The organism is Actinoplanes sp. NPDC051411, assembly GCF_040682075.1.
GTDB lineage: Bacteria > Actinomycetota > Actinomycetes > Mycobacteriales > Micromonosporaceae > Actinoplanes.
In genome coordinates this window covers 58,065-77,794 of the sequence record NZ_JBFBAD010000004.1, presented here as the reverse complement: position 1 = coordinate 77,794, position 19,730 = coordinate 58,065, and the positions used below count along the sequence as shown (strand labels likewise).

Annotated in this window: 20 protein-coding genes; 18 read left to right on the top strand and 2 right to left on the bottom strand. The window is 72.3% G+C overall.

All coding sequences use genetic code 11. The features are described from left to right. Positions 1 to 9: 9 nt before the first annotated feature. From AB0M88_RS03315 to AB0M88_RS03285, 7 genes are all read left to right on the top strand, one after another. Positions 10 to 510: a hypothetical protein gene (locus tag AB0M88_RS03315; protein ID WP_364094652.1), complete on the top strand. Its 501-nt coding sequence runs from the start codon at positions 10 to 12 to the stop codon at positions 508 to 510. Beyond that, positions 507 to 854, top strand: a complete 348-nt coding sequence (locus AB0M88_RS03310; RefSeq protein ID WP_364094650.1) for a hypothetical protein — start codon at positions 507 to 509, stop codon at positions 852 to 854. Before AB0M88_RS03315 ends, AB0M88_RS03310 begins: the two co-directional genes overlap by 4 nt. A 130-nt stretch (positions 855 to 984) precedes the next feature. Beyond that, a complete protein-coding gene (locus AB0M88_RS03305) occupies positions 985 to 1,902 on the top strand; it encodes an ABC transporter permease (protein WP_364094648.1) in 918 nt (305 codons plus the stop codon). Continuing rightward, positions 1,899 to 2,891, top strand: a complete 993-nt coding sequence (locus tag AB0M88_RS03300) for an ABC transporter permease (protein ID WP_364094645.1) — start codon at positions 1,899 to 1,901, stop codon at positions 2,889 to 2,891. Before AB0M88_RS03305 ends, AB0M88_RS03300 begins: the two co-directional genes overlap by 4 nt. 14 nt (positions 2,892 to 2,905) lie before the next feature. Next, positions 2,906 to 4,549: an ABC transporter substrate-binding protein gene (locus AB0M88_RS03295; protein WP_364094642.1), complete on the top strand. Its 1,644-nt coding sequence runs from the start codon at positions 2,906 to 2,908 to the stop codon at positions 4,547 to 4,549. Next, on the top strand, positions 4,546 to 6,150 hold the full coding sequence (locus tag AB0M88_RS03290) for an ABC transporter ATP-binding protein (RefSeq protein WP_364094639.1): 1,605 nt from the start codon (positions 4,546 to 4,548) through the stop codon (positions 6,148 to 6,150). The genes AB0M88_RS03295 and AB0M88_RS03290 overlap by 4 nt, the downstream gene beginning before the upstream one ends. Beyond that, entirely contained in the window at positions 6,147 to 7,550 is a 1,404-nt protein-coding gene (locus tag AB0M88_RS03285) for an APC family permease (RefSeq protein ID WP_364094636.1), read from the top strand. The genes AB0M88_RS03290 and AB0M88_RS03285 overlap by 4 nt, the downstream gene beginning before the upstream one ends. Before the next feature lie 71 nt (positions 7,551 to 7,621). Here the strand turns inward: AB0M88_RS03285 and AB0M88_RS03280 are convergent, their stop codons facing one another. Continuing rightward, the gene (locus AB0M88_RS03280) at positions 7,622 to 8,797 is read right to left on the bottom strand and encodes a hypothetical protein (RefSeq protein ID WP_364094634.1); all 1,176 of its coding nucleotides are present in this window, start codon (positions 8,795 to 8,797) and stop codon (positions 7,622 to 7,624) included. Positions 8,798 to 8,943: 146 nt separating this feature from the next. Between AB0M88_RS03280 and AB0M88_RS03275 the strand changes: the two genes are divergently transcribed. From AB0M88_RS03275 to AB0M88_RS03245, 7 genes are all read left to right on the top strand, one after another. Continuing rightward, positions 8,944 to 9,858, top strand: coding sequence for a class I SAM-dependent methyltransferase (locus AB0M88_RS03275; RefSeq protein ID WP_364094908.1), 915 nt, complete (start codon positions 8,944 to 8,946; stop codon positions 9,856 to 9,858). Then, a complete protein-coding gene (locus tag AB0M88_RS03270; RefSeq protein WP_364094631.1) occupies positions 9,855 to 10,379 on the top strand; it encodes an oxidoreductase in 525 nt (174 codons plus the stop codon). The genes AB0M88_RS03275 and AB0M88_RS03270 overlap by 4 nt, the downstream gene beginning before the upstream one ends. 106 nt (positions 10,380 to 10,485) lie before the next feature. Next, on the top strand, positions 10,486 to 11,316 hold the full coding sequence (locus tag AB0M88_RS03265; protein WP_364094628.1) for a M55 family metallopeptidase: 831 nt from the start codon (positions 10,486 to 10,488) through the stop codon (positions 11,314 to 11,316). An 83-nt stretch (positions 11,317 to 11,399) separates the two neighbouring features. Then, positions 11,400 to 13,316, top strand: coding sequence for a bifunctional diguanylate cyclase/phosphodiesterase (locus AB0M88_RS03260; protein WP_364094625.1), 1,917 nt, complete (start codon positions 11,400 to 11,402; stop codon positions 13,314 to 13,316). A 10-nt stretch (positions 13,317 to 13,326) separates the two neighbouring features. Continuing rightward, positions 13,327 to 14,157 carry an LLM class F420-dependent oxidoreductase gene (locus tag AB0M88_RS03255; protein WP_364094623.1) on the top strand — a complete coding sequence of 277 codons (831 nt, stop codon included), beginning with the start codon at positions 13,327 to 13,329 and terminating at the stop codon, positions 14,155 to 14,157. After that, positions 14,154 to 14,537, top strand: a complete 384-nt coding sequence (locus tag AB0M88_RS03250; RefSeq protein ID WP_364094617.1) for a TIGR03668 family PPOX class F420-dependent oxidoreductase — start codon at positions 14,154 to 14,156, stop codon at positions 14,535 to 14,537. Before AB0M88_RS03255 ends, AB0M88_RS03250 begins: the two co-directional genes overlap by 4 nt. A 150-nt stretch (positions 14,538 to 14,687) precedes the next feature. Beyond that, positions 14,688 to 15,086 carry a maleylpyruvate isomerase N-terminal domain-containing protein gene (locus AB0M88_RS03245; protein WP_364094905.1) on the top strand — a complete coding sequence of 133 codons (399 nt, stop codon included), beginning with the start codon at positions 14,688 to 14,690 and terminating at the stop codon, positions 15,084 to 15,086. Here AB0M88_RS03245 and AB0M88_RS03240 read toward each other — a convergent pair. Continuing rightward, complete coding sequence (locus tag AB0M88_RS03240; RefSeq protein ID WP_364094614.1) at positions 15,083 to 15,970, bottom strand: LysR family transcriptional regulator; 888 nt, start codon at positions 15,968 to 15,970, stop codon at positions 15,083 to 15,085. The genes AB0M88_RS03245 and AB0M88_RS03240 overlap by 4 nt on opposite strands. A 71-nt stretch (positions 15,971 to 16,041) precedes the next feature. Between AB0M88_RS03240 and AB0M88_RS03235 the strand changes: the two genes are divergently transcribed. The 4 genes from AB0M88_RS03235 to AB0M88_RS03220 all read left to right on the top strand — a co-directional run bounded on the left by AB0M88_RS03235 (position 16,042) and on the right by AB0M88_RS03220 (position 19,730). Beyond that, positions 16,042 to 16,938, top strand: a complete 897-nt coding sequence (locus AB0M88_RS03235) for a DMT family transporter (RefSeq protein ID WP_364094612.1) — start codon at positions 16,042 to 16,044, stop codon at positions 16,936 to 16,938. A 9-nt stretch (positions 16,939 to 16,947) separates the two neighbouring features. Further along, positions 16,948 to 18,333, top strand: a complete 1,386-nt coding sequence (locus AB0M88_RS03230; RefSeq protein ID WP_364094609.1) for an ATP-binding protein — start codon at positions 16,948 to 16,950, stop codon at positions 18,331 to 18,333. Between the two features lie 29 nt (positions 18,334 to 18,362). Beyond that, positions 18,363 to 19,064: an FKBP-type peptidyl-prolyl cis-trans isomerase gene (locus AB0M88_RS03225; RefSeq protein ID WP_364094606.1), complete on the top strand. Its 702-nt coding sequence runs from the start codon at positions 18,363 to 18,365 to the stop codon at positions 19,062 to 19,064. A 126-nt stretch (positions 19,065 to 19,190) separates the two neighbouring features. Continuing rightward, complete coding sequence (locus AB0M88_RS03220; protein ID WP_364094603.1) at positions 19,191 to 19,730, top strand: RNA polymerase sigma factor; 540 nt, start codon at positions 19,191 to 19,193, stop codon at positions 19,728 to 19,730.

The following is a 19,730-nucleotide window of genomic DNA, read 5'->3' as shown; positions in this document are numbered from 1 at the left end:
TTCCGCCGCATGAGCGAGGTCCTCGTGTTGCACGGCTCGCCCGGCTCGGGCAAGTCGACGCTGGCCGGGGTGATCGCCGAGCTGCTGCGGGTCGAGGGCAAGGCGCACGCCGTGATCGACCTCGACGAGATCAGCCTGATCTTCCCGTCGCCGGGGCGCGACTTCGCGCTGCGCAACCTCGGGGCGATCTGGCCCCACTACGCCGCCGTCCCCGGCCTGCGGCTGATCGTCCCCAGCGTGATCGCCGACGAGGCCGAGCTGGTCGCCTTCCGGGCGGCCGTCCCGTGCGACCGTTTTCTGGTCTGCGAGCTGACCGCGCCCCGCCCGGTCCTCGAGGAGCGGGTGACCGCCCGGGAGCCCAACGAGTTCTGGCGTGACCGCCTGCGCTACTTCCTCGACCTGTTCGGCTCCCGCACCGACCTCGACCGCATCCGTGATTTCGAGGTCAGCACCCATGACCGCCCGGTCGGCGACGCCGCCCGCGAGGTCATCGCCAAGGCGGGCTGGTGAGCACCGTCTTCGGCGAGGTCGCGGTCCTGGCGGCGCGGATCACCGAGGCATATCGCCGGTTTCCGCCGGCGACCGGGGCGCGGGCGCCGCTGCCGTCGTGGGCGGTGCCCGAGTTGGAGGTCACGCCGGGCATGACCGATCTCACGGTCTGGGAGGAGTTCGAGGATCGGGCGGAGACGACCGGCGTTTTCCTCGACCATCTGCGGACGCTGTCGCCGTTCCGCCGGCGCACTCCGGAGAATCGGCGGGGGCTACTTGCCGCGCTGCGCGAGGTCATTGATGCGCGGGGCGGGGTGGTGCCGATGCGGATCGTGACCTCGCTCGTGCTCGCCCACCGCGCGTGATCAAGGTCGCAAAGCCTACTGACCCTATATGTGTTCCGGGTCTCTTCCTATCGTTCTGAATCCGACCTAGCGTCGTCGCCATTGATCGCCGGCGGCTTCACCGTGCCGGAATCGTGGTAGAAGAGGAACAATGGTCGTCGATGAAACCCGCGCCGTGGCGCTCACGCCCGCGCGGCATCCTCTGCGCCGGCTGCTCGCGGACCGCTGGGCCGTGGCCGGCGCCACGATCGTGCTCCTGTTCATCCTGATCGCGCTGATCGCCCCGCTGCTCTCGGCGATCGAGGGCCACGACCCCTACACGTACGACACGAGCGCGCTCGACGACTCGGGGCTGCCGCGCGGATTCGGCGGTGGCATCGGCGGCGGGCACTGGTTCGGGGTCGAGCCGGTCACCGGGCGCGACCTGTTCGCCGTCGTCGTGCACGGCGCCCGCACCTCGCTGCTGGTCGGGTTCGCCGCGACGATCCTGGCCGTGCTGATCGGGGTGCTCGCCGGGCTGACCGCCGGCTACTTCGGCGGCTGGTACGACCAGGTGATGAGCCGGATCATCGACGTCCTGTTCGGCTTCCCCTGGCTGGTCTTCGTGATCGCGATCGGGGCGGTCGCGCCGGCCGGGTTCCCCAAACAGCTGCTGGTCATCCTGGTCATCGGCCTGTTCGGCTGGCCGTCGATCGCCCGGGTGGTGCGAGGGCAGACCCTGGCCCTGAAACGCCGCACGTTCGTGGTCGCCTCGGCCGCGCTCGGCGCCGGCCCCGGACATCAGCTGCGCCGGCAATATCTGCCCAACCTGTGGTCGACGATCATCGTCTACGCGACCATCACCGTCCCCGGGATGATCGGTGCCGAGGCCGCGCTGTCGTTCCTCGGCGTGGGCGTACCGCCGCCGACCCCGGCCTGGGGCCGGACGATCGGCGAAGCCGTCTCGTGGGTCCAGACCGACCCGATGTTCCTCGTCTTCCCGGGCGCCGCGCTGTTCCTGGTGACGTTCGCCTTCAACCTCTTCGGCGACGGCCTCCGCGACGCCCTGGACCCCCGGACGCGCCGATGAGAACCTTCCGCTACGTCGTCCTGCGCCTGCTCGGCATGGTGGGCACGCTGCTGGTGATCAGCGTCATCACGTACGCGATCTTCTATCTGCTGCCGTCGAACCCGGCGCAACTGTCGTGCGGCCGGCCCTGCACCCCGCAGCGGCTGGCGGAAGCCAGCGCGTTCATGGGCTACGACAAGCCCTGGGCGACGCAATATCTCGACTTCCTCGGCGGCATCGTCGCCGGGCGGCACTTCGGCAGCGGGGCGGCCGCGGTCGACTGCGCCGCGCCCTGCTTCGGCTACTCGTTCCGGCTCAACGCGAGTGTCACCTCGCTGATCGTCGAGCGGGCCCCGGTCACCTTCTCGATCGCGATCGGCGCGGCGGTGCTCTGGCTCCTGCTCGGGGTCGGCGCCGGGGTGGTCGCGGCGGTGCGGCGGGGGACACTGGCCGACCGGGCGGCGATGGTGTTCGCCACGATCGGCGTCTCGTCGCCCGCCTACCTGATCGGCCTGCTCGGCATCCTGCTCTTCGGCTTCACGCTCAACGTGGTGCCGGTCGGCGGATATGTGCCGCTCACCCAGAGCCCGGTCGACTGGGCGTGGCATCTGATTCTGCCCTGGTGCGTGCTCGCGCTGCTGTCGGCGGCGGTCTACGCCCGGCTGACCCGCGGGCAGATGCTCGAGGTGCTCGACGAGGACTACATCCGTACCGCCCGGGCCAAGGGCCTGCGCGAGCGGCGGGTGATCGGCCGGCACGGCCTGCGCAACGTGCTCATCCCGGTGATCACCGTGTTCGGGCTCGACCTCGGCACGCTGCTCGGCGGCGCGGTGATCAGTGAGCGGGTGTTCAGCATGCAGGGCCTCGGCGCGCTGCTGCTCGACGCGGTGAGCAGCAGCGACCTGCCGCTGATCGTCGGCGTGACGCTGTTCTCGGCCGTGCTGGTGATCTTCGCGAATTTCGTCGTGGACATGGTCTACAGCCTGCTCGACCCGCGAGTGGTGCGGTAAAGGAAGAGGTCCCTATGAGACGGAGCATTATCGCGGTGGCCGCTTTGCTGAGCCTGGCCGCCTGCGATGCCAATCCGAGCACGACGACGGACAAAAGCACGGGCACCGCCAAAGGCGGCACGCTGACCATCCTCAACGCGCAGACCGTCATGCACTTCGACCCGGCGAAGAGCCAGAGCCTGGCCATCACGTCGCTCGGCCTGGTGCTGCGCCGGCTCACCGCGTGGGACGTCGAGCCGGGCAAGACCGCCCAGGTGGTGCCCGACCTGGCCACCGACACCGGCAAGACCACCGACGGAGGCAAGACCTGGACTTACACGCTCAAGGACGGCCTGACCTTCGCCGACGGCACGCCGATCACCTCGGCCGACATCAAGTACGGCGTGGAACGCTCGTTCGCCCCCGAGCTCTCGGGCGGTCTCGGCTACCACAAGGGCCTGCTGATCGGCGGGGACGCGTACAAGGGGCCCTACACCGGCGGTGACCTCGCCTCGATCGAGACCCCGGACGCCAAGACGATCACCTTCAAGCTGAAGTCGGCGTACGGCGACTGGCCGTGGATCACCTCGATGCCCGCGTTCAGCCCGGTGCCGAAGGCGAAGGACGACCTGAAGACGTACGACCAGAAGCCGGTCGCGTCCGGGCCTTACCAGATCGAGACCTACCAGGAGGGGACCGCGGTCACGCTGACCCGCAACCCGCACTGGGACGCGTCGACCGACCAGGCGCGCACCGGCGGCCCTGACAAGATCGTCTTCCAGCTGGGCCAGGACACCACGGTCGCCGCCCAGCGCCTGATCGCCGACTCGGGCGCCGACCGGGACGCGTTCGGCGCCGGCTTCGTCCCGCCCGCCCAGCTGGCCCAGATCCAGCAGAACCCGGCCGCCAAGTCGCGGCTCGTCACCTCCGACGCCGGCGCTCTGCAGTACCTCGCGATCAACACCCAGCGGCCCGCGCTCAAGGACCTGAAGGTCCGGCAGGCGATCGAGTACGCCGTGGACAAGCACGCGTTCCAGATCGCGGCCGGCGGCCCGACCGGTGGCGACCTGGCCACCACCCTGATCACGCCGGGCATCGCCGGGCGGACCCCGTACGACCTCTACCCGGCCGACCCGGCGGGCGACCCGGCCAAGGCCAGGCAGCTGCTGGCCGGGACGACGCTGCCGAAGCTCGTGCTGCTCTCACAGAACGACCAGGTCAACCTCGGGCAGGCCCAGGCGATCCAGCAGGGGCTGCTGCGGGCCGGCATCGCGACGACGATCAAGCCGCTCGACCAGGACACCTATGTCACCGACGTGACCAGCGACAAGTCCGACTACGACCTGACGGTCAGCAGCTGGCAGCCGGACTTCCCGAGCGCGAACGGCAACATCGAGCCGCTGTTCGCCACCAAGGAGATCGGGGGCGGCGGCTACAACATCTCGCGCTACTCGCAGCCCGAGGTCGACCGGCTGATCGACCAGGCCACGGCCCAGGTCGACCCGGCCCAGGCGCAGGCGCTCTGGGCCCAGGCCGACAAGCGGATCATGCAGGACGCGCCGGTGGTGCCGCTGATCTACACCAAGAACTCGTTCCTGCACGGCTCGGACGTGCAGAACTTCTTCGTGGCGGCCTTCCCGGCGTACCCGAACTATCTGAAGGTGTCGCTGAAGCAGTGAGCCTTCTTGCCGTCTCCAACCTGGGCATCGCCTTCGGCGATGTGGTGGCCACCCGCGGCGTGACCTTCGAGTTGCGCCGCGGGCAGGTGCTGGCGCTGGTCGGCGAATCCGGCTCGGGCAAGAGCGTCACCGCGATGGCCGTGCTCGGGCTGCTACCGGGCACCGCGACCGTCACCGGCAGCATCGAACTCGAGGGCGAAGAGCTGCTCGGCGCGCCACCGGACCGGCTCCGCGCGCTCCGCGGCGACCGGATCGGCACGATCTTCCAGGAACCGATGACGGCCTGGAACCCGGTCTTCACCGTCGGAAACCAGATCGAGGAGGCGATCCGCGCCCATCGGGCGCTCTCCCGGTCCTCCGTACGCGCCCGCGTGCGCGAGTTACTCGCGACGGTCGGACTGACCGACGTGGACCGGATCGCCCGCTCGTATCCGCACGAACTCTCGGGCGGCCAACTGCAGCGGGCGATGATCGCGATGGCGATCAGCTGTGACCCGGTGCTGCTGATCGCCGACGAGCCGACGACCGCCCTCGACGTGACCGTGCAGGCCGGCATCCTCGACCTGCTGCGCGACCTGCGGGACCGGCTCGGCATGGCGATCCTGCTGATCACCCACGACATGGGGGTGGTCGCCGACCTGGCCGACTCGGCGGTCGTGCTGCGGCGCGGGTCGATCGTCGAGGAGGCGCCGGTCTCGTCGCTGTTCGCCGCCCCGGCCCACGAGTACACCCGGGAGCTGCTCAGCGCCGTGCCGTCGATCCGCCCCGGCTCGTCGTCGTCTGTTTCCGAGCCGGTCGCCTCGCTGCGGGACGTCGTCGTCGAATACGGCGGGCGGCGCCACGTGCGGGCACTCGACGGCGTCACGCTGGAGATCCAGCGCGGGCGGGTGCTCGGGCTGGTCGGCGAATCGGGGTCGGGCAAGTCGACCGCCGGGCGGGCGCTGGCCGGGCTGGTGCCGGTCGCCCGCGGAACGGTGCTGGTCGACGGGACCGATCTGGGCAAGGTGTCGCGGCGAGGACTGCGCGACCTGCGGGCCGACATCGGGATCGTCTTCCAGGACCCGGCGTCGTCGCTCAACCCGCGCCGGACCGTCGCCGACAGCATCGCCGAGCCGCTCGTGGTCCACCGCGACCTCGACGCCGCCGCCCAGCGGGCCCGGGTCGACGAACTGCTCGAGGCGGTCCGGCTGGGCCCGGAATTGCGGGACCGCTACCCGTACGAGATGTCGGGCGGACAACGGCAGCGGGTCGCGATCGCGCGCGCCCTCGTGCTGAACCCGGCCCTGCTGATCGCCGACGAACCGACCAGCGCGCTCGACGTGTCGGTGCAGGCCCGGATCCTCGACCTGCTGGAGTCGTTGCAGGAGCGGTTCGGCTTCGGCTGCCTGTTCATCAGCCACGACCTGGCCGTGGTCGGGCGGCTGGCCGATCGGGTCGCGGTGATGCACCAGGGCCGGATCGTCGAGGAGGGGCCGCCGTCCTCGGTGCTGCTCGCACCCGAAGATCCGTACACCCGGCGGCTGCTGGCCGCCGCGCCGGTCGCCGACCCGGTCGAACAGGCGTCGCGCCGGGCGTCGCGGCTTTCCATAATCGACGGGTGACCGCCCCGGAAAAGAAGATCGGCCTGCTCGCCTGTGTCGCCTTCGCGGTCGGCACGATGGTCGGCGCCGGCGTGTTCGTGCTCTCCGGCCTGGCCGTTGAGCGGGCCGGACCGGCCGCGATCCTGTCGTTCCTGCTCGCCGGGGTGCTCGTGCTGCTGTCGGCGCTGTCGTTCGCCGTGGTCGCGGCGCTGGCCCCGCCCGGCGGATCCGGTTACGCCTATGTCGGTGTCGCGCTCGGAACGCGGTTCGGCTTCCTGACGTCGTGGGCGTTCTGGCTCGGCGGCGTCATCGGGGTCGCCTTCGTGCTCAACGCGTTCGGGAGCTACCTGCACGACTTCTTCGCTCACGGCGTACCCCCGCAAGCCGTCGCCATCGCGGCGGCCGTGACCATCGCGGGTTTGAACCTGGGCCCGGCCTCGCTGATCGGCCGGGCCGAGACCGCGCTGGTCGCCGTGAAGGTGGCCATCCTCGCACTGCTGATCGTGTTCGCCCTGGTGCACGTCGACCGCGCCCACTTCACGCCGTTCACCCCGCACGGAACCACGGCGATCCTGACCACGAGCAGCCTGCTGTTCGTCGCCTACCTCGGCTTCAACGTCGTCACCAACCTGGCCGGCGACGTCGACCGGCCCCAGCGCACGATCCCGCTCGCCATTCTGATCAGCATGGGCGTGGTCGCCCTGATCTACGCCGGCGTGGTGATCGCCCTGCTGGCCGGCGGCATCTCGTCCTACGACGAGGCGAGCGTGGGCACCGCGGCCCAGCATCTGATCGGGCGCTGGGGCGGCATCCTGATCCCGGTCGGCGCCCTGATCTCGACGCTGTCGGCGGCCAACGCCAACACGCTGGGCTCGTCCGAGATCATGGTGCGGCTGGCGGCCGACCGCATGGTCCCGACGGCGGCCGGGCGGCTGTGGCACGGCCACCCGGCGGTGAGCGTCCTCAGCGGCGCGGCCATCTCGGTGATCCTGCTGCTGACCGGCGACATCCAGACAATCGTCGCCCTCGGCAACGTGGCCGCGATCGCCGCGATGGTGCTGGTGAACGCGGCCGCTTTCCGGGCCCAGCAGCGCGGCCGGCCGGCCGGCGTTTCGTCTGCGCAGCTCGGCGCTTTGTCCGCTCAGCACGGCTCCGGCGGCGGCCTTGCTCCGCACGGCGGCCGGCCGGCCGGCGGGATCCGGCTGCCGGGCGGGCCGGTGCTGCCGGCGCTCGGCCTGGTGGCGGCGGCCGCCCAGCTGTTCTTCATCTCCTGGTGGGAGACGCTGGTCGGCCTCGCCCTGGTCGCGGCCGGCCTGGGCCTGCACGCGCTGCGCGGCCGCCACCTGCCCGACCCGCACGCCGACATCGTCGACCACCTGAGCCGCAACGACGGCCCGGCCGGGCGAGCCATCCGCCGCTAGCTCGGGGCCGGCGGCTTCCCCGGCGCTCAGGAGCGTCATGTCGGTGAGGGAGCCGGCGACCAGGTCGGTGATCATGACGGGCCGTCATGAACCTCGAGCGACCGGCGGCGCGCCGCCAGCAGGAGCGCGAGGAGCACGGCGCTTGCGGTGGCCGCCGCCAGAGCACCGGTCGACCCGAACCGGTCGGCGGCGGCGCCCGCCGCGGCGGCTCCGACCGCGATGGCGCTCAGCCCGGCCGCGGTGACCATCGTGAACGCCTCGACCGTGTGACCGGGCGGAGCGAGGCGCCCGGCCAGGGCGAATCCGAGCACACCGGCCGGGCCGAGACAGGTTCCGAGCACGAAGAGGCAGCCGGCGAACGCCAGCGGCGTCGCGGCCGGCACGGAGGCCGCGAGGGCGGCCGCGGCGACGACCGTCAGCCCGGCCAGCCACCAGGCCGGACGGCCGCTCTGCAACCGGGTTCCGCCGACCACGGCCCCCAGGACGCTGCCCGCCGACAGGGCCGCGTAGAGCAGGCCCGCGTCCGCCGTGAAGCGCGCCGCGGCCGACACCTGGACGACCCCGATGATCAGCCCGTGGCCGGCCGCGACCAGCAGGAGGGTCCGTACCCCCGGGCCGGCCAGCGCGCCGATCAGATCGTTGCGACGGGCCTCCCCGCGCCAGGCCCGCGCCGCGCGGCTGGTCGCGATCGTCGCCGTCCCGGCCGCGAACAGTGCGGCGCACAGCACGATCACCGCGGCCGGCCCGGTGACCAGCAGCATCGCCGTCACCAGCAGAGGGCCGAGCAGCAGCGGCACCTCGAACAGCAGCGACGACAGGGTCATCGCCGCGGGAAGCAGCCGCGAGGGCAGCAGCGTGGGCCACAAGGCGCGGAGACTGGCGTTCACCTGCGGCTCGCAGGCGCCGGTCAGGAAGGCGCACACCGGCACGGCCGCGCCCGCACCGGCTCGGCCGGCGAGCACCAGGCCGCTCATCCCCAGCAGTTGCGCGCCGGCCGCGGTCAGCAGAACCGGCGTCTGCCCGAACCGGTCGATCAGCCGGCCCTGAACCATCATGCCGACCGCGGTCCCCGCGCCGAGCAGGCCGACGGCCAGGCCGGCCGACGCGAACCGGCCCTGCGAGCGCTGCACCAGCAACAGCACCGCGAGACCGAGCATGCCGATCGGGAGGGAGGCGAGCACCGCGCCGGCGGCCGGGCGGCGCGCGCCGGGCTGCCGGAGAACCGCAAGAAAAGAGCCCGAGGTCAACCGGTCACTCCTCGAAAAGACGAAGGTCACCGGTGTCCGGGCGGGCACCGCGCGCGGGTTCACCGCGGCGCGCCACCACCCTACGCCGGAGCCCGTCGTCGGGACAGCACCCGGCGGACCGCGTCTATCGTGACCGGGTGCCGATCATGGAGATCTCCGACCTGATCATTCGCCATGACACGGCTACCGGGGCCCGGCTGCCGGTCCGTCGCGACGAGGTGGTCCAGGCGCTGCGGGCGGCCGGTGACCGGCGCGGGGCCCGGATCGCGGCGTCCCTGCCGCATCGCGACGGCGTGCTCGACGGGCCGGCGGTGGAGCGGCTGCTGGTGCGTACCCACACCGAACTTCAGCGGCTCAACGAGGAGTTGCGTATCGCCGAGCAGCTGGCGCGGTTGCTGGCGGCGCTGCTGGCCGCGGTGTCGCGTCGCGGTGAGCGGCCGCGGGTCGTCGACGTCGGCTGCGGCATCGGATATGTCATCCGCTGGCTGGCGGCGACCGGCGTGCTCGGCGACGTGGAACTGTGCGGCGTCGACTTCAACGCCGCACTGGTCGACGAGGCGAACCGGCTGGCCGACGCCGAAGGACTGCCGTGCCGGTTCGTGCACGGCGACGCGTTCGCCCTGCCCCGGGACGCCCCGATCTACATCTCGAACGGTCTGCTGCATCATCTGCGCGGCGCGGATCTCGGCGCGTTCTTCCGCGCGCAGGACGGCGCCGGTGCACGGGCGTACTGCCACTTCGACATCGCCGCCACCCGGCTGGCCCCGCTCGGCGCGTGGATCTTCCACCGGGCGCGGATGCGGGAGCCGCTGGGCCGCCACGACGGGGTCGCGTCGGCCCGCCGCGCCCACGCCGACCACGAACTGATGGCCGCGGCCGGCTCCGCGCCCGGCCTGGTGCCGGTGCTCTACCGGCCGACGCGTCACAGCAACCCGTTCTCCGCGTCGACCCGGCCCGTGCTCGGCGTCCCCGCACGGGACCTCCCGGCCCTGCGGGAGGCGCTCGGCGCGTCCGCGCGTCATCTGGTCGCCGAGAGCCGGCCGGTGCCCCGGCCGTGGTGAGTACGCCGATCGCCGTGCCGGCCGCGCTGGCGTCGATCGCGCTGATCGACGCCGCCCTGGCCGGATACCGGGCGGCGACCGGGCGCAACGGCCGCATCGGCAAACGCCGCTACTACCTCGTCGCCATGCGGCGTGGGCTGGCCGCCGGTGCGGCGCTGCTCGGCGGCCTGGCCGTGGTGCTCGGCGCCGCGCTGGGCGGCGCGCCGCACCCGTCCGAGCGGTACGCCGACCTCACGCGCGCGGGCACGGTCATGCTGTGGATCCTCGGCCCTTACGCGATCGTCGTCCTGCTGTCGATCGGCGGTTACGCGCTGCTGCCCCGGGCGCCCGCGACGTTCCTCATCCTTCTCGGGCTCGGCCCGTTCACGCTCGTCCGCCCGTGGCTGACCGTCGCCGCCGGCGCCGCCGCCGCGTGGACCGCCTCCGACCCGGTGACCAGGGCCTGCGCTCTGCTGGCGGCGGCCGGCGTGCTCGCGGTGGAGCCGTGGCTGAGCCGCCGCTGGTACGCCGAACCGCAGTGACCCGGCCGGACGGCGTACGGGAAAGGATGCCGCCCGCTCAGCGGGAGCGAGGTGCGGTTGCCGGATTGCCTGGACCGTCCCGCCGGGCGAGGAGAAGATTGATCATATGAAGGTCTATCTGTCCACGGACATGGAAGGCACCGCGGGCATCGTCGACTGGGCGCAGTGCGTCGGCGACGGGCCCGAGGCGGCGGCGGGGCGGGAGTTGCTGCTGGCCGAGGTCAACGCGGCGATCGACGGGGCGCTGGCGGCCGGGGCGACCGAGATCGTCGTCAACGACTCGCACTCGGTGATGCGCAACCTGGCGCCGGCGTTGCTGCACGGGCGGGCGACCTACATCTCGGGCAGTCACAAGCCGCTCTACATGATGGAAGGGCTCGACTCGTCGTTCGACGCGATCTTCTTCGTGTCCTACCACGGGTCGATGGGCGGCGACCCGGCCGTGCTGTCGCACACCTACAACCCGCGGGCGGTCGCCGAGGTGCGGCTCAACGGCCGGGTGGTCGGCGAGTCGGGGGTCAACGCGCTCGTGGCGGCCCACTACGGCGTGCCGGTGGTGCTGGTGACCGGCGACCAGACGGCGTGCGAGGAGACGGCCGCGGTCATTCCGGGCGTCGAGACGGCCGTGGTCAAGAAGTCGATCACGCGGTTCGCGGCCGAGAGCCTGCACCCCGAGGTGGCGCGGGAGCTGATCCGGGCCGCCGCGACCCGGTCGATCGAGGGACTCGCCGGGGTGACGGCACCGGAGGTTCCGTCGCCGTCGGCGCTCGAGGTCACCTGGCGTACGGCCGACATGGCCGAGATGGCGACCTGGATCCGGGGGATCGAGCGCGTCTCGCCGCGGGTGACCCGGGCGACCGACGACGACCGGCTGCGGCTGTTCCGCACGTTCATCACGAGCGTGCTGCTGACCCGGGGGATCGCCCTGGAGCGGTAGCGCCGGTCCTGCCGTCCGGTTGCGGCTCAAGCCGGGCCCGGCGGTGCCGATGATGGTCTCCTGAGCGACCGAGGAGGCCACCAGTGCGTTCCACCACCACCCGCCGGCGTACGCCACGCTGGATGACGTGGACTCTGGCCGGCCTGCTCGCGTTGCTGTCGGGTTATGCCGTGCTCGGCAGCTGGCGGCAGAGCCAGCTGATCCAGCGCATCTCGCTCGACGCCTCGAACACCGACCTCGCGCAGGACGCCAACTATCAGGCGGTCCGCGAGCTGTCGCTGATCCAGGCGGCGCTGATCGAGCCGGACGGTGACGAGGAGCAGCGGCTGCCGGCGGCCGAGGACCAGGTCACCGCGGCGGTCGACCGGCTGCTCGCCGCCGACACCGACCACCGGTCGCGGATCCAGATCATCGCCGACCGGCACGCCCGCCTCCGGGTCGCCATCGCCACCTACTCGGGCCAGCTCGACCGGTTCGACCTGGCCGCGGCCCACGTCACGCTCGAGACGGCGATCGAGCCGCTCACCTCGGTGATCACGAACGACCTGCTCGACGAGCAGAACGAGCACGTCGCGGCGTACGCCCGGAACCAGGCCTCGGCCCGCTCCGACTCCCGCTGGCTCGCCGGCGGCAGCCTCGTGATCTTCGCGCTCGGCCTGTGCCTGCTGGCGCTGTTCGGCTGGTCGAACCGCGCCCACCGGCGCCTGGTCGAGCGCATGGCCACCACCGACGCCCTCACCGGCCTGCCCAACCGCAGCGCGTTCGGTGCGGCCGTCGAGATCGCCCTGGCCCACGGCCGCCCCACCGTCCTGGCCGCCAACCTCGACGGCTTCCACGACGTCAACGACCGGCTCGGCCACCACGTCGGCGACCTGCTGCTGGTCGAGGTCGGCCGGCGGCTCGCCGCCTCGGTGCGGGAGCGCGACGCGGTCGCCCGGCTCGGCGGCGACGAGTTCGGCGTGCTGCTGCCGGCCGGCGACCCGCAGGCCGGCGCGATCCTCGCGGCGCGGCTGATCGAGGCGTTCAACGAGCCGTTCCTGATCGGCGAAGTGATCATCGACCTCGAGGTCAGCATCGGCGCGGCGGCCGCCACGCCGGACACCGACGTGACGACCCTGCTCCGGCAGGCCGACATCGCGTTGCACACGGCCAAGGAGCAGCGGCTCGGCTTCCACCTGTACGCCGCCGCCGACTGCCCGGACACCGCCGCCCGGCTCACCCTGCTCGGCGACCTGCGCCGCGCCCTCGAGGTGGACGACCAGATCGCGCTGCACTACCAGCCCAAGATCGACGTCAGCACCGAGGCGGTGGTCGGGGTCGAGGCGCTGGCCCGCTGGCAGCACCCGGAGCGCGGCCCGATCCCGCCCGGCGAGTTCATCCCCATGCTCGAGACCACGAGCCTGATCCACCGGTTCACCGACCGGGTCCTCGGGATCGCCCTCGAGCAGGCCCGGGCCTGGCTCGACGCCGGGCACCGGGTGCCGGTCGCGGTCAACGTCTCCACCCGCTCGCTGCTCGACACCTCGTTCCCGGACCGGGTCGCCCAGCTGCTGTCCGACACCGAGGTGCCCGGCGCGATGCTGTGCATCGAGATCACCGAGCACACGGTGATGAGCGACCCGGCGACCACGATCGAGGCGCTGCGCCGCATCCGGGCGCTCGGCGTGAAGACGTCGATCGACGACTACGGCACCGGCTACTCGTCGATGACGTACCTGAAGCTGCTGCCGCTCGACGAACTCAAGATCGACCGATCGTTCGTGCACGACATGGCGATCGACCACGCCAACCGGGCGCTCGTGCGCTCGACCGTCGAACTGGGCCGCAACCTCGGCCTGACCGTGGTCGCCGAGGGCGTCGAGGACGCCGAGACCCACGTGGCGCTGCAAGCGGTCGGCTGCGACCTGGCCCAGGGCTACCACTTCGCGCGGCCGCTGCCGGGCGACGTGCTGACCGCCCGCCTGGGCCGCACCTCGTCGGCGCTGCCGGTGGCGCCCTAGGATCGGGCGTATGGACTTCGGCGTCGGCTATTTCCCCACGCACGACGGCATGCGGCCCGGCGACATCGCCCGGCGGGTCGAGGAACGCGGGCAGACCGGGCTCTACTTCGCGGAACACACCCACATCCCGGCGAGCCGCGAATCGGCCTGGGGTGGCGGCCCGGTGCTGCCCCAGAAGTATTTCCACACCTACGACCTGTTCGTCGCGCTGACCGCGGCGGCCGAGGCGACCCGGTCGCTGCGCATCGGCAGCGGGGTCTGCCTGGTGATCGAGCGCGACCCGATCGTGCTCGCCAAGGAGGTCGCCAGCGTCGACCACCTCAGCGGGGGCCGGTTCGAGTTCGGCATCGGCTCGGGGTGGAACCGGGAGGAGATGCGCAACCACGGCACCGACCCGCGCACCCGGCTGGCGCTGCTCGACGAGCGGGTGCGGGCCATGAAGGAGATCTGGACCACCGACGAGGCGACCTTCCACGGCGAGTTCGTCAACTTCGACCGCATCTGGTCGTGGCCGAAACCGGCCCAGCGGCCACACCCGCCGATCTATGTCGGGGGAGGCGGGCCGACGGTCCTCGACCGGGTCCTGGCGTACGCGGACGGCTGGTTCCCGCAGTGGCACGACCACGACCTCACGGCCCGGATCGGGGAACTGCGGGCCAAGGCCGACCGGTACGTTCCGGTGCAGGTGCTGAGCGTTCCGCCGGAGGCGTCGGCGCTGGAGCGGCTGGCCGCGGCCGGGGTCGAGCGGGCGTCGTGCTGGCTGCCGTCGGGGCCGTGGAGCAAGGTCGAGCCGGCGCTGGAGAAGTGGGAAGCGGCGATCGGCGAATTGACCGGGCGATGAGCGACCGTTTCGCCGCCGCGCCGGTGGCCCGCCTGGCGACCGTGTCGGCAGCCGGCGAGCCGCACATAGTGCCGGTCGTGTTCGCGGTTGACGGGGACACCATCTATTCGGCGGTGGACGGCAAGCCGAAGCGGCTGCGGTCCTTGAAGCGGCTGGCCAACATCGAGGCGAATCCGCGGGTCAGCCTGCTGGTCGACTCGTATTCGGCGGACTGGTCGCGGTTGTGGTGGGTGCGGGCGGACGGGATCTGTTCGGTCTTCGACCGGTCGGCGCCCGCGGCGTCGGCGCTGCGGGCGAAATATCCGCAATATCAGGACGTCTCGCTCGACGGTCCGTTCTTGCACATCGCCGTCACGCGCTGGTCCGAGTGGGCGGCCTGACCGCACTGCGCGGGCGGCCGCGTTGCGTGGGCCCATGCGGGCGAAGTGAGCCGGCGTCGGCGCGTTGCGAGGCGACCCTTCGGTGCATGCCGAAGTCCGATTTCCGCCAGCCACGGCGGGGGCGGCCGCGCGAGGCTGGAGGCATGACCGATCCACCTGACCGCTATCGGCGGGCCGCCGACGGATTCGCTCGGGTGCTCGCCCGGATGCGGCCCGCGCAACTGCGGGCGGCCCACCCCGTGCACCGAGTGGGATGTGCGCCAACTGGTCAACCACATGACCCGGGGCAACCTCAACTACGCGCTGCTCGCCTCCGGCGGCAGCGGATCCGAATTCCTCCCGCTGCGCGATCGGGATGCGCTGGGCGGGGAGCCGGGTCTCGTGGCGTGGATCCGGGCGGAGTCGCCGACGATCTATGCCGGGTTGGACGTGTCTTCGTTCTTCGGGGTGGCGGCGCCGGTGGATTCCGGAAACGACCAGGATCGCCTGGTGGGGTGCTTCGGGCGTACCCCCGGCTGGCGCGCTCCGGCGGAGGGTGACCGAATCTAGGCGGTCGCGCAGTCCTGGAGCACCTCCAGAGCGCGCCGGGCGGCCGGCGCCGAGCCGGCCGACGTCTGGACCAGGGCGAAGATCGAGCGCAGCGGGGTCGGGCCGGTCACCGGCACCGTGGTCACCGCCGGCGGGAGGCGGATCGCGCCCAGCCGGGGGAGCACCGTGATGCCGATTCCGGCCTCGACGAAGGCGATCGCGCTCGGATAGTCGTGCGCCTCGACCCGGAACGACGGCCGGAAACCCGCTGCCCGGCACGCCTCCAGCAGGTTGCGCCGGCACCAGCCCTGGGCGACGTCGTTGTCGATCCAGCGTTCCTTTTCGAGTCGTGACAGCGCGACGCCGTCCGCCCCGGCCAGCGGGTGGCCGGTGGGCACGACCGCGAGGTAGGGATCGTCGACCAGGTGGTGGGCCCGGGCCTCGCGGGTGCCGGTGTAGTCGCGCGGCGCGACCACGATCTGTACGTCGGGGCGCTTGCCCGGCCCGGTGCTCAGGTCGTCGCGCAGGGCCAGGTCGAGGCGCAGGGCCGGGAATTCGCGCAGCAGCGTGCGGGCGACGGTCGGCATCCAGGCCGAGCCGACCGACGCGAAGTAGGCGATCGAGAGTGACCCGGTGCGCCCGTCGCGCAGGTCGCCGACGAACGCCTCGACGTCGCCGAGCCGGGCCAGCACGTCGTCGATCTCGGCGGCGAGCGCGAGCCCGACCGCGGTCGGTTCGACGCCGCGGCCGCTGCGGGCGAGCAGGGTGAGACCGGTCTCGCGCTGGAGCGCGGCGACGTGCTGGCTGATCGCGGACGCGGTGTAGCCGAGGTTGCTCGCCGCGGCGTTCACCGAGCCGCTGGCCACGACGGCGCGGAAGACGCGGAGGCGATGAACGTCAATCATAAAGCGCAACTTAACAGAAGTGCAGAAATCCTTGCTTGTCCTTCATCTTCCTTCGGAGGAGCGTGATCGTCATGAGTCGTTACGGCGCCCTTGCCGCGGCCGGTGTCACGATGCTGCTCTGGGCGTCGGCGTTCATCGTGATCCGCGCGGTCGGCACCCACTACAGCCCCGGCGCCCTGGCCCTCGGCCGCATGCTCGCCGGCACGGTGGCCCTCTCCGCGGTCGCCCTGGTGATCCGGCCGAAACTGCCCCGCGGTCGCCCGCTGCTGCTGGTGACCGCGTACGGCGCGCTCTGGTTCGGCCTCTACACGGTGCTGGTCAACGCGTCCGAGCAGCACGTCGACGCCGGCACCGCCGCGCTCATCGTCAACGTCGGCCCGATCCTGATCGCCGTCCTGGCCGGCCTCTACCTGGGGGAGGGCTTCCCGCGGAGCCTGCTGGCCGGCCTCGCCGTCGCCTTCGTGGGCGTCGCCGTCATCGCCGTCGCCACCTCGACCGGCCGCCACGACTTCGTCGGCGTGCTGTTCGCCCTCGGCGCCGCCGCCCTCTACGCGGTCGGCGTCCTCCTGCAGAAACAGGCTCTCGGCTCGGTCGGCGCCTTCTCGGCGACCTGGCTCGGCTGCCTGTGCGGCGCCGTCGTCTGCCTGCCCTTCGCGCCGGGCCTGGTCCGCGAGGCCGCGTCGGCTCCCGCCTCCGCGAGCCTCGGCGTCCTCTATCTGGGGGTCTTTCCGACTGCGATCGCATTCGGCACCTGGGCGTACGCGTTGAAGCGCACCACCGCCGGCCGCCTCTCCTCGTCGTCCTACCTGGTGCCCGGGATCGCCGTGCTGCTGTCGTGGCTGGCCCTCGGCGAGGCCCCGACGTGGCTCGCCCTGGCCGGCGGCGCCCTGTGCCTGGCCGGGGTGGCGGTCACGCGTCTGGGTTCCGGTCGTCCCGCACCCCGGGCGCAGTTGGAGAAACTTCGCTAGCTTGCCGGCATGGACGAGCCCACCCAGGATTTCATCGCGGCCTTTCAGACGTTCCTCGACGAGGTGGTGGCGAGCCACCGCGAGCACGCCCGGACGGTGGGCGAGCAGGCCCTGACCCCGGTGCTGCGGGAGCATCTGGGCACCGACCCGCGGGGGATCGCGGTCGTCACCGAGGAGGTGCCCGCCTACCGGTTCGTCGACCTGGACGTCGCGCTTGCCGAGGTGCAGGACCGGGACGAGCGGGCCCAACTGCTCGGCATCGGCGGCGGCACCCAGCGCAACCACCATTCGCTCGGCGAGGTGCTGCAGATGGCCGGGCGGTTCGAGCAGTTCCCGGTCGGCGCGGTGGACTACTCGAGCGTCGCGACGGGCCCGGAGACCACCCGCGAGGCGGTCTCGTTCGGCCTGCGCCTGTTCTCGTACGCGGGAGGTCCGGTCGCCGTGCTGCAGCGCGCCGCCGCTCCCCGCTACGGCGTCGCGACCTCCCGGATGGAGATCCTCAGCCCGGTCGCCGGGGTCGCGGCGGCCCTGATCGCCGAGGTGCGCGAGCTGATGGTGCGCCGCTCGGTGCTGCGCGGCCAGGTGCTGACCCTGGGCGGCTCCGACTTCGAGCCCGGCATCGGCGGCATCACCTTCCACCGGCGCCCGGCTCTGGCGCCGGAGGACATCGTGCTGCCCGCCGGCCTGCTCGACCGGCTGCACCGGCACGTCGCCGGGGTGGCCCGGCACCGGGACCGGCTGCGCGCGGCCGGCCAGCACCTCAAGCGCGGCCTGCTGCTCTACGGTCCGCCCGGCACCGGCAAGACGCACACCGTGCGCTACCTGCTCGGGGCGCTGCCCGATCTGACCGTGGTGCTGCTGTCCGGCCCGTCGATCCAGTTCGTCTCCGACGCCACCCGGATGGCCCGCGCTCTGCAGCCGGCCCTGGTCGTGCTGGAGGACTGCGACCTGGTGGCCGAGAACCGCGACTTCAGTCCGGGCGCCCAGCCGCTGCTCTTCGAGGTGCTGGAGGCGCTCGACGGGCTCAGCGACGACGCCGACGTGGCCTTCCTGCTCACCACCAACCGGGTCGACGTGCTGGAACCGGCCCTGGCCCAGCGGCCCGGCCGGGTGGATCTGGCGGTGGAGGTTCCGCTGCCCGATCAGGGCGCCCGCCGGCTGCTGCTGGCTCGCTACGCCCGTACGATCCGCTTCTCGCCGGCCGTGCTGGACGAGGTCGCGACCCGGACCGAGGGCATGACCGCCTCGTTCATCAAGGAGCTGGTGCGCCGGGCCGTGCTGATCGCCGCCGAGGCCGAGCGGGATGCCGCCGACGACGATCTCGTCCACGCCGCCGACGAGATGCTCGACGAGGCGCAGAACATCACCCGTTCGCTGCTGGGCTCCGCCGACTGACGTCCGGGCGGGTGTCGTATTGTCGGACGGTGCCCGATCCCGTAACGAGCCGCCGACCAGCGGCTGCCCCGCGTGCCGCCGCCGCTTCGCCGCGCGGGTACGCCGGCGGACCGCCGCTCAAGACGAAGGCGGAGAAGCGGGCCGAGGCCAAGGCGGCCAAGGCACGCGCCCGGGCGAGGGAGAAGCGCCGCCAGACGCTGACCGTCGGTGGCTCCGCGCTGGTCGTGCTGGCTCTGGTCGTCGGGCTGAGCGTGTGGATCGGCCAGTCGTCGTCGAATTCGATCCCGGCCGCCGCGACCGCGAGTGCGGCGGCCGCCCCCAGCCCGAGTGCCGCGTTTCCGCCGGTGCCGGCCGGGGCCGACCCGGCCCTGAGCAGGAAGCCGGCGGCGACCGCGGGCCAGGGCACCGTCACCAGGCTCAAGACGACGACCCTCATCCCGGGCACCGGCCCGGCGGTCCGGTCGGGTCAGACGATCAACGTGAACTACGTCGGCGTCACCTACGCCGACGGCAAGGAGTTCGACTCGTCCTGGAGCCGCTCCGAGGCGTTCAGCTTCCAGGTCGGGGCGGGCAACGTCATCAAGGGCTGGGACCAGGGGCTGATCGGGGTCAAGGTGGGCAGCCGGGTGCAGCTCGACATCCCGGCCGGCCTGGCGTACGGCGACGCTCCGAGCGGCGGGCAGCCGGCCGGCGCGCTCCGCTTCGTCGTCGACGTCCTGTCGGCAACCTGATCGCAGTTCCTGATCGCAGTTCCTGATCGCAGTTCCTGATCGCAGTTCGTGAACCGTTAGCCCCGTTCGACACGACGAACAGGGTGTGGATGGAAGCTGCGTCGGTGGCCTGCCGGGAGGTCGCGCATGCTGACGCGACCGTCGGATCCGCGGGACGACTCCCGGCTCCTCGCGGCGATCACGGACGGCGACCGGGAGGCGTTCGCTGAGCTCTATCGGCGCCACCTGCCGTGGCTGCTGGTGCGGCTCGGGCGGCGCTGCTCGTCGCCGGAGCTCGTCGATGAGGTCGTGCAGGACACGTTCGTGGTGGTCTGGCGGTCGGCCGGCCGGTGGGACGGCCGGGGTGAGGTGGCCGCGTGGATCTGGGGAATCGGCATCCGCCGTCTGGTCGACGCGCTGCGGCGCAGCCGGCCGCCGGCCGATGAGCTGACCGAGTTCGGCGGCGTCGAGACCTCGGCCGAGGAGCACGTGCTGCTCGCCGTCCAGTACGGCGACGTCGGGGCGGCCCTGGTGAGCCTGTCCCCGGAGCTGCGGGCCGTGGTCCAGGCGACCGTCCTCGACGGACTGACGACCCGGGAGGCCGCTCAGCTGCTGGGCATCCCGCCCGGCACGGTCAAGACACGGATGATGCGCGCCCGTGCCCTGTTGCGGGAGCGGCTGGCATGA

Excerpts from the sequence above, each read along its gene's own strand:
- AB0M88_RS03240 (WP_364094614.1), bottom strand. The coding sequence starts at position 15,970 with ATGATTGACGTTCATCGCCTCCGCGTCTTCCGCGCCGTCGTGGCCAGC.
- AB0M88_RS03220 (WP_364094603.1), top strand. The coding sequence starts at position 19,191 with ATGCTGACGCGACCGTCGGATCCGCGGGACGACTCCCGGCTCCTCGCG.
- AB0M88_RS03235 (WP_364094612.1), top strand. The coding sequence starts at position 16,042 with ATGAGTCGTTACGGCGCCCTTGCCGCGGCCGGTGTCACGATGCTGCTC.
- AB0M88_RS03265 (WP_364094628.1), top strand. The coding sequence starts at position 10,486 with ATGAAGGTCTATCTGTCCACGGACATGGAAGGCACCGCGGGCATCGTC.
- AB0M88_RS03255 (WP_364094623.1), top strand. The coding sequence starts at position 13,327 with ATGGACTTCGGCGTCGGCTATTTCCCCACGCACGACGGCATGCGGCCC.
- AB0M88_RS03230 (WP_364094609.1), top strand. The coding sequence starts at position 16,948 with ATGGACGAGCCCACCCAGGATTTCATCGCGGCCTTTCAGACGTTCCTC.
- AB0M88_RS03250 (WP_364094617.1), top strand. The coding sequence starts at position 14,154 with ATGAGCGACCGTTTCGCCGCCGCGCCGGTGGCCCGCCTGGCGACCGTG.
- AB0M88_RS03315 (WP_364094652.1), top strand. The coding sequence starts at position 10 with ATGAGCGAGGTCCTCGTGTTGCACGGCTCGCCCGGCTCGGGCAAGTCG.
- AB0M88_RS03300 (WP_364094645.1), top strand. The coding sequence starts at position 1,899 with ATGAGAACCTTCCGCTACGTCGTCCTGCGCCTGCTCGGCATGGTGGGC.
- AB0M88_RS03275 (WP_364094908.1), top strand. The coding sequence starts at position 8,944 with ATGGAGATCTCCGACCTGATCATTCGCCATGACACGGCTACCGGGGCC.
- AB0M88_RS03305 (WP_364094648.1), top strand. The coding sequence starts at position 985 with ATGGTCGTCGATGAAACCCGCGCCGTGGCGCTCACGCCCGCGCGGCAT.
- AB0M88_RS03295 (WP_364094642.1), top strand. The coding sequence starts at position 2,906 with ATGAGACGGAGCATTATCGCGGTGGCCGCTTTGCTGAGCCTGGCCGCC.